16 protein-coding genes and 1 tRNA gene are annotated in these 14697 nt (G+C 71.9%); 6 read left to right on the forward strand and 11 right to left on the reverse strand.

The annotated features are described in order from the left end of the window. Window positions 1-20: 20 nt before the first annotated feature. From AB0J40_RS13020 to AB0J40_RS13045, 6 genes are all read right to left on the reverse strand, one after another. On the reverse strand, window positions 21-2027 hold the full coding sequence (locus tag AB0J40_RS13020) for a P-loop NTPase fold protein (protein ID WP_364451628.1): 2007 nt from the start codon (window positions 2025-2027) through the stop codon (window positions 21-23). 281 nt (window positions 2028-2308) lie between these two features. Beyond that, window positions 2309-2381 (reverse strand) — tRNA-Ala (locus AB0J40_RS13025). Window positions 2382-2434: 53 nt separating this feature from the next. After that, window positions 2435-3262: a gephyrin-like molybdotransferase receptor GlpR gene (gene glpR / locus AB0J40_RS13030; RefSeq protein ID WP_364451631.1), complete on the reverse strand. Its 828-nt coding sequence runs from the start codon at window positions 3260-3262 to the stop codon at window positions 2435-2437. 162 nt (window positions 3263-3424) lie between these two features. Continuing rightward, window positions 3425-4093 carry a GNAT family protein gene (locus tag AB0J40_RS13035; protein ID WP_364451634.1) on the reverse strand — a complete coding sequence of 223 codons (669 nt, stop codon included), beginning with the start codon at window positions 4091-4093 and terminating at the stop codon, window positions 3425-3427. Continuing rightward, a complete protein-coding gene (glp, locus tag AB0J40_RS13040; RefSeq protein ID WP_364451637.1) occupies window positions 4093-5370 on the reverse strand; it encodes a gephyrin-like molybdotransferase Glp in 1278 nt (425 codons plus the stop codon). Before glp ends, AB0J40_RS13035 begins: the two co-directional genes overlap by 1 nt. Continuing rightward, window positions 5367-6272 (reverse strand): UTP--glucose-1-phosphate uridylyltransferase, encoded by a 906-nt coding sequence (locus AB0J40_RS13045; RefSeq protein WP_364451640.1) that lies wholly within the window; start codon window positions 6270-6272, stop codon window positions 5367-5369. Before AB0J40_RS13045 ends, glp begins: the two co-directional genes overlap by 4 nt. 24 nt (window positions 6273-6296) lie before the next feature. Between AB0J40_RS13045 and AB0J40_RS13050 the strand changes: the two genes are divergently transcribed. The 4 genes from AB0J40_RS13050 (at window position 6297) to mscL (ending at window position 8487) form a co-directional block, all read left to right on the forward strand. Then, complete coding sequence (locus AB0J40_RS13050; protein ID WP_364451642.1) at window positions 6297-6887, forward strand: 5-formyltetrahydrofolate cyclo-ligase; 591 nt, start codon at window positions 6297-6299, stop codon at window positions 6885-6887. Window positions 6888-6973: 86 nt separating this feature from the next. After that, window positions 6974-7273 carry an FmdB family zinc ribbon protein gene (locus tag AB0J40_RS13055; RefSeq protein WP_364451644.1) on the forward strand — a complete coding sequence of 100 codons (300 nt, stop codon included), beginning with the start codon at window positions 6974-6976 and terminating at the stop codon, window positions 7271-7273. Between the two features lie 131 nt (window positions 7274-7404). After that, a complete protein-coding gene (locus AB0J40_RS13060; protein ID WP_364451646.1) occupies window positions 7405-8034 on the forward strand; it encodes an SAF domain-containing protein in 630 nt (209 codons plus the stop codon). A 39-nt stretch (window positions 8035-8073) separates the two neighbouring features. Continuing rightward, window positions 8074-8487, forward strand: a complete 414-nt coding sequence (gene mscL, locus AB0J40_RS13065; protein ID WP_364451649.1) for a large-conductance mechanosensitive channel protein MscL — start codon at window positions 8074-8076, stop codon at window positions 8485-8487. 5 nt (window positions 8488-8492) lie between these two features. Here the strand turns inward: mscL and AB0J40_RS13070 are convergent, their stop codons facing one another. Both AB0J40_RS13070 and AB0J40_RS13075 read right to left on the reverse strand, forming a co-directional pair. Then, entirely contained in the window at window positions 8493-8666 is a 174-nt protein-coding gene (locus AB0J40_RS13070) for a hypothetical protein (RefSeq protein ID WP_364451650.1), read from the reverse strand. 268 nt (window positions 8667-8934) lie between these two features. Then, entirely contained in the window at window positions 8935-9435 is a 501-nt protein-coding gene (locus AB0J40_RS13075) for a molybdenum cofactor biosynthesis protein B (protein ID WP_013230045.1), read from the reverse strand. A gap of 123 nt (window positions 9436-9558) precedes the next feature. Here AB0J40_RS13075 and AB0J40_RS13080 point away from each other — a divergent pair, with 123 nt between their 5' ends. Both AB0J40_RS13080 and AB0J40_RS13085 read left to right on the forward strand, forming a co-directional pair. Next, window positions 9559-10614: an NAD-dependent epimerase/dehydratase family protein gene (locus tag AB0J40_RS13080; RefSeq protein ID WP_364451653.1), complete on the forward strand. Its 1056-nt coding sequence runs from the start codon at window positions 9559-9561 to the stop codon at window positions 10612-10614. A 19-nt stretch (window positions 10615-10633) separates the two neighbouring features. After that, window positions 10634-11482 carry an MBL fold metallo-hydrolase gene (locus AB0J40_RS13085; protein WP_364451656.1) on the forward strand — a complete coding sequence of 283 codons (849 nt, stop codon included), beginning with the start codon at window positions 10634-10636 and terminating at the stop codon, window positions 11480-11482. On the opposite strand, the gene AB0J40_RS13090 is transcribed toward AB0J40_RS13085, so the two are convergent. From AB0J40_RS13090 to AB0J40_RS13100, 3 genes are read right to left on the reverse strand one after another with little or no spacing between them, the layout of a single operon-like run. Further along, the gene (locus tag AB0J40_RS13090; protein WP_364451658.1) at window positions 11479-12528 is read right to left on the reverse strand and encodes a HAMP domain-containing sensor histidine kinase; all 1050 of its coding nucleotides are present in this window, start codon (window positions 12526-12528) and stop codon (window positions 11479-11481) included. The two genes, AB0J40_RS13085 and AB0J40_RS13090, sit on opposite strands and share 4 nt — an antisense overlap. Next, window positions 12525-13226, reverse strand: coding sequence for a response regulator transcription factor (locus AB0J40_RS13095; RefSeq protein ID WP_364451661.1), 702 nt, complete (start codon window positions 13224-13226; stop codon window positions 12525-12527). Before AB0J40_RS13095 ends, AB0J40_RS13090 begins: the two co-directional genes overlap by 4 nt. Window positions 13227-13236: 10 nt before the next feature. Next, on the reverse strand, window positions 13237-14649 hold the full coding sequence (locus tag AB0J40_RS13100) for a hypothetical protein (RefSeq protein ID WP_364451664.1): 1413 nt from the start codon (window positions 14647-14649) through the stop codon (window positions 13237-13239). Between the last annotated feature and the right edge of the window lie 48 nt (window positions 14650-14697).

Below are 14697 nucleotides of genomic sequence, written 5' to 3' on the forward strand. Positions count from 1 at the left end.
CCGAACTGACACGGCTCCTGTCACGAACCGCCGGCGGTCATCACCGGGAACTGCCAGGTCTGGCGGATCGCGGTGAGGGCGCCCCAAGCCGGGTCCGCCTCGGCGAGGCCGCGGCGGCGTTCGGTGGCCAGTGCGTCGAGCGAGCCGGGAGCCGACGGTTCCGCCGCTCGGTCGAGCACGTCCTGGGTCAGGTCGTCTGTGAAGATGCGACGGAGGGTGTCGTGGAAGACGAGGTCCCACGGGCGGTCGAGCCCGTGCTCGAGGTCTCGGGCGATCAGGCTCGAGGTGATCGCGGTCAGGCCACGGCCGAGGGACGCCGGCGTGACGGTCACTCGCGCGATCCTCAGCAGATCGCGGGGCACACCACCGGCGAGGCAATGGAACAGGGCGCTGAAGGGCCGTGGGAAGCCGATCACCCGTCGGTCCAAGAGCTTCACCGAGTAGTCGTAGGTCAGCGGTTCCACCCGGACGACCTCGTCGACGGCGCTGTCGAACGCGTCTTTGCGCCCGGGCCGGGCCAGGTCGGCCTCTTCGAGGGCTTCGTCGGAGACGGACAGCAAGAAGAGGCAGTCCGGCACTTCGAACACGGCTTTGACCTCGTTGAGGAAGTCGCGTGCCCGGTCGATGGGTTCGATCCGGTCTAGCTCGTCGATGCCGATCACCAGCCGTTTGTCCTGCTGGAGGAACTGCTGCGCGACCACGCCGAGGAAACCCCTCAGGTCCGCGATGAGCTCCGGATGGGTGAACGGCTGACGGTCCCTGCTGACGCTGTGGCTGCGGCCGAGGGTGAGCCAGTTCAAGCCGAGACCGGCGGTGGTTCCGGTGGTGTCGGAATGCAGGTACCGGATGCGTTGCCGGTGCGCCCGTGCTTGCTCAGGCACGACACCATGGGTCTCCGCGAGGTCGCAAACGAGGCCGAAGAGGTGGAGGAAGAATTCGCGTCGATCGAACACGGTGGGTGCGCCCACGACGATTCCGACGTTGTCCCGGCCGCGCAGGCAGAACTGCTTGAGCAGCTCCGACTTCCCGGCCCCGCGCGGTCCGGACAGCGCGATGCTGCCGTCGCCCATTCCTGCGGTGATGACCGCGAGCCGCTGGTCGGCCGGCGTTTCCGCATGGTGCTCCCCGCTGCGCACCTGGCGCAGGCTGCGCGCGCCGGCCGGGAGGTCCAGGGTCGTGAGGTACCGGCGGACCACGTGGTCGCCGAGGTGCTGCCGCAGGAACGTCAGGACGCCGTCTAGCAGCACCGACCGCCACAGGCGCAGCCGTTCCTCGCGATGCTGCTCCGCCAGCGCCACCGACGTCACGTCGCGTCCGAGCCACCGCGCCAGCAGCGCCACGGCAGTGAAGTAGGCGATCAGGACGACCAGAGCGACCAGCCACAACCAGCCCGGCGCGGCGTCGGTCCGAAAGGTGGGTCGGTGGCTGGCCGACATCGCCACCACGCCCGCGATGTCGGCGATGTTGAGCAGCATCAGCGCCACGCCGAGGGGGACGGCGGGTATCCACACGGCCAGGTGCGCCCTGATCCGGATGGCGGCGGGTTCACGCCGCCTGACCGCGGGCGAAAACGTGGCGAGCCACCAGATCAAGCGGCCGAGGAGCAAGGCGGGCAGGGTGGTCAGCACCTGAATGAAGAGCAGCCCGAAGAGGACCTCCCACAGGTTCACCTCGGCCGAAGGGCCCCGCGAATAGGCCGAGTTCAGCGCCATGCTCCAGCCGAAGAAAACCCCGAAGCCGACCAGCAGCAGCACAAGGAGGCCCCGCGCGACGGCAGCAGCACGCCGGCTCCGTCGCCCGGCTTGCGCCAGCTCATCAGCAACGGCGGCAGCGGCGGCATACGCCTTCTCGGCAGCGTCGGCCTTGATCGTGATGTCGGCTTTCCGGGCAGTGGCAGCGTCTTCGAGCGCGCCGACCGACGGCGCACCGTCCTGCTGCACAGCGGTCCGGATCTCGGCAGAGTCCAGGGCCACCCGAAGTTGCCGCTCGAACTCCCCGTCTCGTTCGGCGCTCAAAGCGTTACGCACAGCATCGAACCGTACGGCAACCGAAGACGGCGCGTTTGCCTTTTCCCGAAACGAAAAGGCCCGCACTCCGGCGAGTACGAGCAACGGTGCCTGTTCGCACAAGGTGACCACGGACGGGGGTCCGGGGGCGAAGCCCGCCGGGCGGGGTCTGGGGGCGAAGCCCGCCGGGCGGGGTCTGGGGGCGAAGCCCGCCGGGCGGGGTCTGGGGGTTGCACCCCCAGAAAACAAAACGAGCGAGGCAGGTCAGCGCTTTCCGCTGACATACCTCGCCCACTCGCGAGTGGAGCTGAGGGGAATCGAACCCCTGACCTTCTCGATGCGAACGAGACGCGCTACCAACTGCGCTACAGCCCCTTGGTCGTGCTCGTAGAGCGTATCAGTGCCCTACGAGCACCGAACACGGGGGGTCACTCGCCGACGGCCCGCCGATAAGGGCCGGTCCCGGGCTCGTCGAGCTCCTCGAACGCCGGGTCCTCGTCGTCCAGGTCGACGACCACCGCGCTGCGCCGGACGCGCGAAGTCGGCGACGGGCGCCGCTCGACCACCTCGCGCCGGACCGGCTCGACGACGTCCACGTCCTCGGCGTCGTCGACCGGCTCCTCCTCGGGAACCTCGGGAAGCGGTGCCGGCCGGCGGGGTGCCCGCGTGCTGTTGAACCGGGCCAGCCGGCGCTGCCGGATCTCCTCCTCGATCCGCACCTGGCGGCGCAGGTACACGAGGTACCCCACCAGCACGAGGTCGGCGGCCGCGTGGCCCCACCAGACCAGCGGCACGAGGAAACCCGCGATACCCGCCGTGGCCACCGCGATCACCAGCAGGATGACGACGACGCGCTGCCGGAAGCTGTACTTCGCGCGCGCCGCGATCTCGGCCGCTTCCGGGTCGAAGCCGCCGCGGCCAGGGCGGTAAGCGGCGCGTTCGGCCCGTTCCGCCCGCTCGGCGCGGGACGGCTGCGGGAGCGGCTCGGGTTCGGGCTCCGGTTCGTCGACGTCGTCTTCGAGTTCGAGCTCGGCTTCGAGCTCCGCGAGGTCGTCCTCGACCGAGGGCCGGGACTTCCCTGGCTCGTCGGACATGGCGAATTCCTCCCGGTCTTCGTTGCGTCCACTGCGTACGACCCTGGCCGCGAGCGCGGAGTCGGCCGTGCGGGCCACCTGCTGCCGCTTTCGCGCGACCATGGGCACGAGAACGACGAGCCATGCCGCGGCGAGCGCGACGATGATCACGGAGCTGGGCATCTCCCGTCACCTCCCCCGATCCTTCACCTGAAATCACGCTAGTCACAGGAGTAACAGATCGGGCGGAGGCTCGCCGGGTTCGATCACGGAAATGCCTCACCGGATTAGGTGAAACACATAGCATGTGGTAACGCGCTCACGGCCCCGGGTGGGTAATCACCCTCAGGCGTGATCGGCACGCCCCGACGAGACCAGCCGCGACACCAGCCCGGCCCCGGTCTCCTCGCGCGTGATGGCGAAGCAGTAGTGGTCCCGCCATGCGCCCGCGACGTCGAGGTACCGCTCGAACAGGCCCTCCTGCCGGTAGCCCGCCTTGGTGAGAACCCGCAGGCTGGCGACGTTTTCCGGGCGCACGGTGGCCTCCAGCCGGTGCAGCCCGCCGGGACCGAAGGCGTGGTCGGTGACGAGCGCGACGGCGGCCGTCGCGACCCCGCCGCGGACCACCTCCGAAGACACCCAATAGCCGATCCAGGCCGACCGCAGCGACGCCCGGATGACGTTACCCACAGTGATCTGGCCCGCGAGCCGCCCGTCGAGGGTGATCGTGAAAGGGAGGCACTGACCACGCCGAGCGAGCGAACGTAGCGCAGCCCACTGCGAAGGCCACGACCAGAAGGCGTTGCGTTCCGGCCACGGGCCGACGCCGGTCGGCTCCCACATCTCGAGGTGCGCCCGGTCCCGGAGCCGGATCCGGCTCCACTCGCCCGCGTCGCGCAGCCGCACCGGCCGGATCGCGACCACCCCGGCGGGCACCCGCAGCGGGCCGAGCCGGGCCGGCCAGCCCGGGTGCCGGCTTTCGACCGGGTAGGACACGCCCGACACGGCGTTCATCAGGCCCGCTGCGCCAGGAAGGTGACCTGGACCTGCTCGCCCGCGGGGACGTCGGTCAGCTCTTCCGGCACGTTGATCAGGCAGTTCGCCTCGGCCAGCGACGCGAGCAGGTGCGCCCCGGACTGGCCGAGCGGCTGGACGAGGTACTCGCCGTTGGCCTCGTCGCGCAGGAGCTGGCCGCGGAGGAACCCGCGCCGCCCTTCGGTCGAGGTGATCGGCGACAGCAGCCGCGCCCCGACGATCCGGCGGTGCGGGTTGCGCGTCCCGCGCGCCGCCCGGATCAGCGGCCGCACCAGGACCTCGAACACGACCAGCGCGCTCATCGGGTTGCCGGGGATGAGGAACGTCGGCACCGAATCGGGCCCGAGCCTGCCGAACCCCTGCACCGAGCCCGGGTGCATCGCGACCCGCGTCATGTCGATCCGGCCGAGGTCGGACAGGGCGGCGTGGACCTCGTCGCCGGTGGCGCCCCCGGCGCCGCCCGCGACCACGACAATCTCCGACATCAGCAGCCGGCCCTCGACGATCTCCCGCAGCCGCTTCGGCTCGCTCGGCACGATGCCGACCCGGCTGACCTCGGCGCCCGCGTCCCGCGCGGCCGCGGCGAGCGCGTAGGAGTTGACGTCGTAGACCTGCCCGACCGACGGCGTCCGGTCGATGTCGACCAGCTCGTCGCCGACCGACACGATCGACACGCGCGGCCGCGGGTAGACGAGGACCTTCGCCCGGCCGACCGCGGCCAGCAAGCCGACCTGCGCCGAGCCGATCGTGTCGCCGCGGCGGACCGCGACGTCACCGATCTGGACGTCCTCGCCCGCCCGGCGCACGTACCCCGCCGACGGCACCGAGCGGTGCACCGTGACCTTGGCCTGGTGCCCGTCGGTGTAGGCGAGCGGCACGACGGCGTCGGCGAGCGTCGGCAGCGGCGCGCCGGTGTCGACGCGCACGGCCTGGCCCGGCTGCAGGCGCCGCGGCTGGCGCGAGCCCGCCGCGATCTCGCCGACGACCGGCAGCTGGACGGGCTCCTGCCCGGCGGTGCGCACGTCGACGCTGCGCACCGCGTAACCGTCGATCGCGGCCTGGTCGAAGCCGGGCAGCGCGTGCTCGGCGACGACCTCCTCGGCGCAGAGCAGCCCCTGGGCCTCGGAGATCGCCACGCGCACCGGCTGGGGCCGGACGGCGGCTTCCAAGGTCATCGAGATCTGCGCGTCGACCGAGCGCAGCTCGGCTTCTTCCCCGGCCGTTTCCGGCCGCGCCGCGTCGAGGGATTCCGTCATGGGCGATCTGTCCCGATCCGTTCCGTGAGCCACGCCCGTAAAGATGGACCGTACTCGGGCGTTTCAAGCGCGAAGTCGACCGCGGCGCGCAGGAAACCACCCGGATTCCCCAGGTCGTGGCGTCCACCGCGGTGGACGACGACGTGCACGGGGTGCCCTTCGGTGATCAGCAAGGCGACCGCGTCGGTCAGCTGCAGCTCGCCGCCGCTGCCCGGCGTGATCCGCTTCAGCGCGTCGAAGATCGCCCGGTCGAGCAGGTAGCGCCCGGCCGCGGCGTAGGTCGACGGCGCGTCCTCCGGCTTCGGCTTCTCGACCATGCCGTGCACGCGCTTGACGTCTTCGTCGTCGGTGTCGGTGACGTCGAAGACGCCGTACGGCGAGATCTCGGCCTTCGGGATGTCGAACGCGCAGAGCACGCTGCCGCCGAACTGCGCCCGGACCGCGCTCATCTTCTCCAGCACGCCGGTGGGCAGCACCAGGTCGTCCGGGAGCAGCACGGCGACGGCCTCGTCGTCCGGGCGCAGGTTCGGCTCGGCCTGCGCGACGGCGTGGCCGAGGCCGAGGGCCTGCTCCTGGATGGCGGTCTCGACGGCGAGGAGGTCGGAGCCGCGGCGGACCTTCTCCAGCAGCTCGTCCTTGCCCTTGGCCTCGAGGTTCTGCTCCAGCTCGGGCTGCTTTTCGAAGTACCGGACGACGGCGTCCTTGCCCGGTGAGGTCACGATGACCAGGCGTTCCGCGCCCGCGGCGGCGGCTTCGGCGGCGACCAGCTCGATCCCCGGCGTGTCCACCACCGGCAGCAGTTCCTTGGGCACGGCCTTCGTCGCCGGGAGGAAGCGTGTCCCCAGGCCGGCGGCCGGCACGATGGCGGTTCTGAACGTCTGGGAGGTTGCGGCGCCCGTCATGGGCGCAAAGCCTAACGTGAGGTCATGCACGCGCTGGGCAATGAGCACTTGAGCAAGGCGGAGTGGCGTGAGCGGCTTACGCGCGCGCGGGCGGACCAGACGGCCGAATCGCACGCCCAGGAGGCGTCGGCGCTGGTCAGCGCGGTGTCGAACGTCACATCCGGCACGGTGTGCGCGTACCTGCCGTTCGGCACCGAACCGGGCACGGCGGCGCTCGTCGACGCGCTCGCGGCCGGCGGTGCGCGCGTGCTGCTGCCCGTCATCGTGTCGCGGACGGATCCGCTCGACTGGGCCGAGTACACGGGCGAGGCCGATCTGGTGCCCAGCAAGTTCCGCGGGATCCGCGAGCCGGGCGGAAAACGCCTGGGTAGCGCGGCCATCGGGGCCGCGGAGCTGATCTTGGTGCCCGCGCTGGCCGTCGACCACCGGGGCATCCGGCTCGGCCGGGGCGCCGGCCACTACGATCGCTCGCTGGTGTTCGCGGCGGCCGGTGCGGCGCTGCTGGCCGTCGTCCGGGACGAAGAGCTGGTCGAACGGCTGCCGGGGGAACCTCACGACGTGCGCATGAGCGGGGCCCTGACGCCGGGTCGAGGCGTGCTCGAGCTGCCGATGTGAGCAACGAGGAATTGCCTTCGGGGAATGCTTTCAAGCACAATTGGGTTAGCACTCTGGTCGGATGAGTGCCAGCAAAGGAGCCGTCAGTGCCTACGTACCAGTACGCCTGCAAAGAATGCGACCACCGGTTCGAAGCCGTGCAGTCGTTCTCGGACCCCAGCCTGACCGTGTGCCCGCAGTGCTCCGGCGCACTGCGCAAGGTCTTCAGCTCGGTCGGCGTGGTCTTCAAGGGCAGCGGGTTCTACCGCACCGATTCGCGCGACTCGAGCAAGTCGAGCACCGCCGCGACCCCGGCGAAGACCGAGACCAAGACCGAGACGAAGTCGGACACGAGCTCGGCATCTTCCTCCTCGAGTACGACGAAGACGACCGCCGCGGCCTCCTGAGGCGCGGAGTTGTCCACAACACCCCAGTTGTCCACAGGTGCCGGATGTGGCCCTTCCGGCGGCCCATCCGGCTTCCCTAACGTCGATCTCGTGCGGCACACCGCCGCACCCGATCCGGCCGAGGGGGCACCGTGGACGTGCTGGCGAAGTTCCACCCACCTGATCTGACCCGGCTGCGGGGCAGGCGGACGCGGCTGCTGCGCCGCTGGCTCGCCGCCTGCTTGCTGCTGGCCGGCGGGCTCCTGTTCATGTACCCCGGCTCCGCCCGGGGCGCGCCGACGACCCCGACAGTCGTCGCGGCGCGCGACCTCCCTTCCGGCACGGCACTGCGCGCGACCGACCTGCGCGTCGCCGACCTTCCCGATTCCGCGCGTCCGGCGGGTGCTTTGAGCACCCCGCACGGCGTCGACGGCCGCCTGCTGGCGGGCGCCGTCCGCGCCGGCGAACCCCTGACCGACGTGAGGCTGGCGACGGCCCTCCCCGGCACGGGTGATCCCGCGACGGCGACGGTCCCCGTCCGCCTGGCCGATGCGGGTGTCGCGGAGTTGCTGGAGCCCGGCGGGCGCGTCGACGTCGTGGCGGCACCGGAGCCGGGTGTGCCCGCGTCCGTGCTGGCCGGCGGGGCGACGGTGGTCGCGGTCGGGCACCGGGAACCGTCCGCGGCGAAGGGACCACTGGTGCTGCTGCGGCTCCCGGAGGCGGTGGCCACGAGGGTGGCGGCGATTTCACTGGAGCGACCGGTAACGGTTACTCTCCGCTAGCTCGTACCCGTCCCCCTTCGTGATCCATGAGGAGTACCAGTGCTCAAAGGCTTCAAAGACTTCCTGATGCGCGGCAACGTCGTCGACCTCGCCGTCGCGGTGGTCATCGGCTCGGCGTTCACAGCCATCGTCACGGCGTTCACCAACGGCCTCATCAAGCCGCTGATCAGCACGATCGGCGGCACGGACGCCGCGAAGGGCCTCGGCTACCAGATCTTCGAGAACAACCAGGCGACGTTCCTGGACTTCGGCGGCGTGATCAACGCGGCGATCAACTTCGTGCTGGTCGCGGCGGTCATCTACTTCGTGATCGTGCTGCCGGTGAAAAAGATCCAGGAGCGGCGCAAGCGAGGCCAGGAGCCGGGCCCCTCGGAGCCGACGGACGTCGAGCTGCTCATCGAGATCCGCGACCTGCTGCGCGCCCAGGCCCAGCGCGACAACGGCCGCGATTGAGCGGGTCAGCGATCGTGGTGCGGCGGCCGGTTCTCCCGGTACCAGTCGTCCGGGAGCCCGGTACGCCGCTCGACGTCCCGCTCATCGGAGGTCGTCTCGGGCAGGACGTCCCCGAAGATCTCGTCGACCCGCCGACGCTGGTCGCTGGTCGTCTTGGGATCGCGCTTGGGGCCGGACATGCCCCCAGTCTCCCACGACACGTTGATTGACAACTCCAGAGCGAACGCCATCAGGTCGCCCCGCCCGGCGATCAGCCGCCTATGGCTGGCCCTTGCCGGGTTCCTGCACAGCGAGGACCAGGTCTGCGGCCGGCGGGACGAGCTACGAGCACGCCGCCGGGGTTGAGGCGCGCCTGCCCAAGCCGGCCCATGGGTGAGGTCGATGTCCCCGAGCATGCTTCAGGCCAGGAGCGACAATCCCGTCACCCCTGGCCCGGCAAGCGAAGGATCAGACCTCTTCGAGGCCCGAAAGCTCGTCGATCACGTGCGGCACGAGCGAGGTCAGCGTCGCCATCCCGTCGCGCACCGCGGACCGCGAGCCGGCGAGGTTCACCACGAGCGTGCTGCCGGAGACCCCGGCGAGCCCGCGCGAGATCCCCGCGTCCACGGCCCCGGCGGCCAGCCCGGAAGCCCGGATGGCCTCGCTGATGCCCGGGATCGGCCGGTCGAGCACACCGGCCGTCGCGTCCGGAGTCCGGTCACGCGGCAGCACACCGGTGCCGCCGACCGTGATCACCAGGTCGGCGCCGCCGATCACGGCGGTGTTGAGCGCGTTGCGGATACCCGCGGTCTCGGCCTCGACGACCACGACACCGTCGACGATGAAGCCCGCTTCTTCGAGCAGCTCCGTGACCAGCGGGCCAGTGGTGTCCTCGTGCTCGCCGTGCGCCACGCGATCGTCCACGATGACCACGAGGGCCCGGCCCAGCCGTTGTGCACTCCGTTCCATGGCGCCCACCGTAGTCGGTTTCGCCCTCCCGCCGCCGGGAGGTGCCTGGTGAGTTCTGACGATTCGGTGACGTGCCACGCCGGGTGTGAGCGGGCCCGGGAGAACGCCCCTAGCGTGGCCGGTGTGCGCGTACTGGTCACCGGCGGAGCCGGGTTCATCGGGTCCCACATCGCCGATCTGCTCGCCGACGACGGTGACGAGGTCGTCGTCCTCGACAACCTCCTCCCGACGGCCCACGGTTCCCGGACCCCGCCGTCGTACACCGGCAGGCACCGGTTCCTGCGCGGCGACGTCACCGACGCCGAGATCGTCGCCGAGCTGCTGGACGGCGTCGACGCGGTCTGCCACCAGGCGGCGGTCGTCGGGCACGGCGTCGACCCGTCGGACGCGCCGTCGTACGCCCTGCACAACGACTACGGCACGGCGGTCCTGCTGGCCGGGATGCACGCGGCCGGGGTGCGGAAGCTGGTGCTGGCCTCGTCGATGGTCGTCTACGGCGAAGGCCGGTACGCGTGCCCGGACCACGGCGTCGTCCCGCCGTCGCCGCGCCGCGCGTCCGATGTGGACGCCGGCCGCTTCGAGCCGCGGTGCCCGGCGTGCGGTGCGGAGCTGAGCTGGCGGCTGGTGCCCGAGGACGCGCCACTGAACCCGCGCAGCACGTACGCGGCGACGAAGCTGGCGCAGGAGCACCTGGCCGGCGCGTGGGCTCGCCAGACCGGCGGCAGCGTCTGGGCGATGCGCTACCACAACGTCTACGGCCCGCGGATGCCGCAGAACACCCCGTACGCGGGGGTTGCGTCACTCTTCCGCTCGGCCCTGCTGCGCGGCGAAGCCCCGCGGGTGCTCGAGGACGGCCGCCAGCAGCGCGACTTCGTACACGTCCACGACGTCGCCAGGGCGAATGTCCTGGCCCTCCGGACGGCGGGCCCGGAAGGCGACCTCACGCCGGTCAACGTCTGCTCCGGCACCCCGCACACGGTCGGCGAGCTGGCCGGGGAACTGGCCCGGGCCTGCGCCGGCCCGGCGCCGGAGATAGCCGGTGGCGCCCGGCCGGCCGACGTCCGCCACGTCGTCGCGGATCCGGCCCGCGCCCGCGAGCTGCTGGGATTCAAGGCCGAGATCGGCTTCGAGGAGGGCATCGCCGGCTTCGCGACGGCCGAGCTGCGCGCACCCGTGTGACCCCGGGAATAGTTCGATCATGATCGAACTTGGCACGGTAATGCAGCGGATCACAGTGGGCGATTACACGATCGAAGCACTGACCGACGGGCTCGTCCGGCTCCCGGCCCCGTTCTTCCCCGGCCTGGACCCGGCCGAGCACTCCGAAGTCCTCGACCCCGACGGCACCGTGCACGTGCCCGTGGGCGGGTTCCTCATCCGCGGCCAGGGCCGGGCGATCCTGGTCGACGCGGGGTTCGGACCGCGGGAAATGGGCTTCCCGGACGGCATGGCCCCGGCAGGGGATCCGGCACCGATGGGGGAAGCCGGAGATCTGCTGACAGCACTGGGCAAAGCCGGGGTGCGACCGGGCGACGTCGACACGGTGTTCGTCACGCACCTGCACGCCGACCACGTGGGCTGGCTGGCACCCGAAGGCACGCCGGCCTTCGGGCGGGCGCGGGTCGTCCACGGGGCGGCCGACTGGGAGCCGCTGATCGGCGGGCTGCCCCACGACGACTGGAGCCGCATCGGCCTGGAGGCGGTGCGGGCGGCCGGCCGCATCGAGGCGATTCACAGCGACGCCGTCGCGCTGGCCCCGGGCATCACCGCGCGGCACACGCCGGGCCACACCCCCGGCCACTACGTGCTGGACGTCGAGGCGGACGACGAACGCCTGGTCCTGCTCGGCGACGTCATCCACACCCCGGTGCAGCTGCGCGACGACCGGGTCCGGTTCATCGGCGACCACGACCCGGACGAGGCGGCCCGCACCCGGCAGCGCTGGCTGGCCGAGCTCGCGGGCACGAGCACGGTGATCGCGGCGGCGCACTTCCCCGGCATGGAATTCCTGCGGCTCGGCGAGGACCGTGCACCGCACGCGGTCTAGGACACCGCCAGCGGCAGGCGGACCTCGAACCGGCACCCGGGCCCGTGGTTGTGGACGCCGATCTTCCCGCGGTGCGCCTCCACGAGCCCCTTGGTGATGGCCAGGCCGAGCCCGCCGCCGCTGGTCGTCCCGCCGCGCTCGGGCGTGCGGGCCTGCGTGCCGCGGAAGGCGACGTCGAACACGCGGGTGATCTCGTCGTCGGGGATGCCGCCGCAGGAGTCGTCGACGGCGAGGAGGGCCTCGTCGCCGTCGACGCCGATCTGCACGGCGACCGTCCCGTCCGGCGGGGTGTGGCGGATCGCGTTGGAGACCAGGTTCCGCACGATCCGGGCCAGTTCCGGGTCGCTCCCGGTCACGACCGGCCAGGTCGACGCGTTGGCGAGCACCCGCACCCGCTTCCGCTCGGCGACCGGCGACTGGGCGGCGACGGCGTCGCTGACGACGTCCCGCAGCGGCACCGCGGACATCGTGAGCTCGAGCGCGCCGGCGGTGATCCGCGAAAGCTCGAACAGGTCGCCGACCATCGCCGACAGCCGGGTGGTCTCGCCGCTGATCCGCTGGGCGTAGTCGGCGACCTCGTCGCGTTCGGACACCACGCCGTCGGCCAGTGCCTCGGCCATCGCCTGGATGCCCGCCAGTGGGCTGCGCAGGTCGTGGCTGATCCAGGCGACCAGTTCGCGCCGTGACGCCTCGGCCGCGCGCTCGCGGTCGCGCGCCTCCCGCTCCCAGACGCTGCGGCGCGCGATGGCCCGGCCGAGGATGATCGCCGCCGGCACGGTGACCACGGCGACGAGCAGGCAGACCAGCAGCATCGTGGTCAGTGCCGGGGTGAACATGAACCCGCTGACGCCGAGGACGCCGACCAGCGTGGACAGCACCGGGATCAGCACCAGCACCGTCAGCGTGGTGGCCAGCGAACCGCGGCGCAGGACGTACAGCACCACGCCACCCAGCGCCGCGACCGGCAGGGAGAACAGCAGGGCGAACGGCAGGATGTGCCAAAGATGCGTCAGCATCTCGGCGGCGGACTCACCCGGTTCGATCACGGCTGCTCCCGGTCGTAGCGGTAGCCGACGCCCCACACCGTCGCCACCCTCGTCGGCTTGGCCGGGTCGCGTTCGATCTTCTCGCGCAACCGTCGCACGTGGACGGTCACCGTGGACTGGTCGCCGAAGTCCCAGCCCCACACCTTCTCGAGCAGGTCCGCGCGCGAGTAGGCGACACCGGGGTGGGCCAGGAAGAACGCCAGCAGGTCGAACTCCCTGCTCGTCAACGGCAGCTCGCGGCTGGCGAGCGTCGCGGTGCGTGCGGTCATCTGGAGGCGCAGGTCGCCGTCCGCCAGCTCGGCGGCCGCCGGTTCCGGGCGCGGCATCCGCGCGCGGCGCAGCACCGAGGCGACGCGGAGGGCGAGTTCCTTGGGGCTGAAGGGTTTCGTGACGTAGTCGTCGGCGCCGAGCTGGAGGCCGGCGATCCGGTTCTCCTCCTCGCCGAGGGCGGTGAGCATGACGATCGGCACCTGGCTGACCTGGCGCAGCCGCTTGCACACCTCGAGCCCGTTGATCCCCGGCATCATGACGTCGAGGACGACCAGGTCGGGCTCGTGGGCGGCGAACTTGGCCAGCCCGTCGGCGCCGTCGCCCGCTTGGTCGACGGTGAACCCGGCGACCTCGAGGTAGCGGCGGACGACGTCGCGGACCGTCTCGTCGTCGTCGACCACGAGCACGCGTCCGGCCTGATCGTTCATCACGTCTCCCTCACCAGCCGGTCAGCAGCAGGTGGTTGACCGCCAGGGCCGTCGCCGCCTGGGCGGCGAGCCACCACCGGCGTCCGGGCCGCGGCAGCAGGGCCGTCAGCGGCAGCAACCACACCCCGAACGGTAGCCAGATCCGTTCGGTCTCGGCTTTCGACAGGCCCGAGACGTCGGCGAGCACGATGGTGAGCAGGGCGGCGAGGCCCAGGAGCAGCACCGGATCGGCGAGCAGGCCACGCGGCCCGCGGGCGAAGCCGCGCCGGACCGCGGCCACCACCGCGGGGCCGAGGGCGACGGTCACCGCGGCGAGGTCCGCCCACACCCAGTACGAATAGGGCCGGACCAGCGCGACGCCCTGGTAGTAGCGCTCGACGACCAAGTGGTAGCCGTCGAGCCACCAAAACCCGGCCCAGGCAAACACGCCAACCACGCCGAGAGCCGCGATGACGGCCAAGGCGGCGGCCCGCCACTGCCGGCCGAGCACGGCCGCGGCCACCGCGAGCAGGCCGAGCAGCACGAGGCCGTACGAAAGGAAGATCCCGAAGCCGAGCAGCACGCCGGCCGCCAGCCCGGCCGGGACGGCGTACCGGCGACCGTCCGCGAACCCGCGCGCGGACAAGGCGAGCAGGGCCAGCCCGGTCGCCGTGACTCCGGCGAAGAGGCCGTCCGCCGACACGCCGATCCAGACCGCGCCGGGGGTCAGGACGGCGAAGGGCAGCACCGTGCGGGCCGCGTCGGGCCGGCCGAGCAGGGCGACCGTCGCGGGCACGGCCACCGCAACCAGGCCGCCGACGAGGACGACGGCCGTCGCGGCCCACGCGCCGCCGTGCAGGCCGAGGCGGTCCAGCCAGACGAAGACGAGCGTCGCGCCCGGCGGGTGCCCGGAGACGTGCGTCGTCCAGGAGTTCGGCTGGAAGTCGAGGATGCGGGAGGAGAACTCGCGCAGCATCCGCGGGATGTCGGTGATGCCCGGGACCTCGTGGAGGTACTCCTGCGGGATGGTGAGGTGCCCGGCGAACCCGCGGGCCCAGCCGTCGACCATGGCCAGCGAGAAGATCCAGGCGAGCGAGGCCAGGTAGCCGGCGGCGAGCGCCCGGCTCCACGGGAGGCGGGCGGCCAGCGTCGGGCCGTGCAGCACGACCGCGACGGCGATGAGGACGGCGAACACCGAGCCCGGGCCGACGTGCGGCAGCCAGTCCGCGAACAGCGGCGGCGCCGACACGAAGATGACCACCCCGGAGTGCGGCCGGTTGTAGTAGACGCCGACCGCGGCGGCCGCGGCCACGAGCACCACGGCCGCCGCGACGGCGAGGAGATCGGCCCGGGTGGCGCGGCGGCCAGGCCGCTCGGGTGCCGGGGCTTCGGGTTCGCGGGCAGGCGGCTCGGCGAGCCGGGCTGCCGGGTTCGGCTCGCTCATCGCTGTCCACCATAAGTCCGCGAGCGGCGTCCGGCGGGCCGGGCGGGG

The organism is Amycolatopsis sp. NPDC049691 (assembly GCF_040675005.1).
Taxonomy (GTDB): domain Bacteria; phylum Actinomycetota; class Actinomycetes; order Mycobacteriales; family Pseudonocardiaceae; genus Amycolatopsis.

Excerpts from the sequence above, each read along its gene's own strand:
- glp (WP_364451637.1), bottom strand. The coding sequence starts at position 5,370 with ATGACGGAATCCCTCGACGCGGCGCGGCCGGAAACGGCCGGGGAAGAA.
- AB0J40_RS13035 (WP_364451634.1), bottom strand. The coding sequence starts at position 4,093 with ATGAACGCCGTGTCGGGCGTGTCCTACCCGGTCGAAAGCCGGCACCCG.
- AB0J40_RS13100 (WP_364451664.1), bottom strand. The coding sequence starts at position 14,649 with ATGAGCGAGCCGAACCCGGCAGCCCGGCTCGCCGAGCCGCCTGCCCGC.
- AB0J40_RS13075 (WP_013230045.1), bottom strand. The coding sequence starts at position 9,435 with ATGGAACGGAGTGCACAACGGCTGGGCCGGGCCCTCGTGGTCATCGTG.
- AB0J40_RS13070 (WP_364451650.1), bottom strand. The coding sequence starts at position 8,666 with ATGTCCGGCCCCAAGCGCGATCCCAAGACGACCAGCGACCAGCGTCGG.
- AB0J40_RS13050 (WP_364451642.1), top strand. The coding sequence starts at position 6,297 with ATGCACGCGCTGGGCAATGAGCACTTGAGCAAGGCGGAGTGGCGTGAG.
- glpR (WP_364451631.1), bottom strand. The coding sequence starts at position 3,262 with ATGCCCAGCTCCGTGATCATCGTCGCGCTCGCCGCGGCATGGCTCGTC.
- AB0J40_RS13095 (WP_364451661.1), bottom strand. The coding sequence starts at position 13,226 with ATGAACGATCAGGCCGGACGCGTGCTCGTGGTCGACGACGACGAGACG.
- AB0J40_RS13085 (WP_364451656.1), top strand. The coding sequence starts at position 10,634 with ATGATCGAACTTGGCACGGTAATGCAGCGGATCACAGTGGGCGATTAC.
- AB0J40_RS13045 (WP_364451640.1), bottom strand. The coding sequence starts at position 6,272 with ATGACGGGCGCCGCAACCTCCCAGACGTTCAGAACCGCCATCGTGCCG.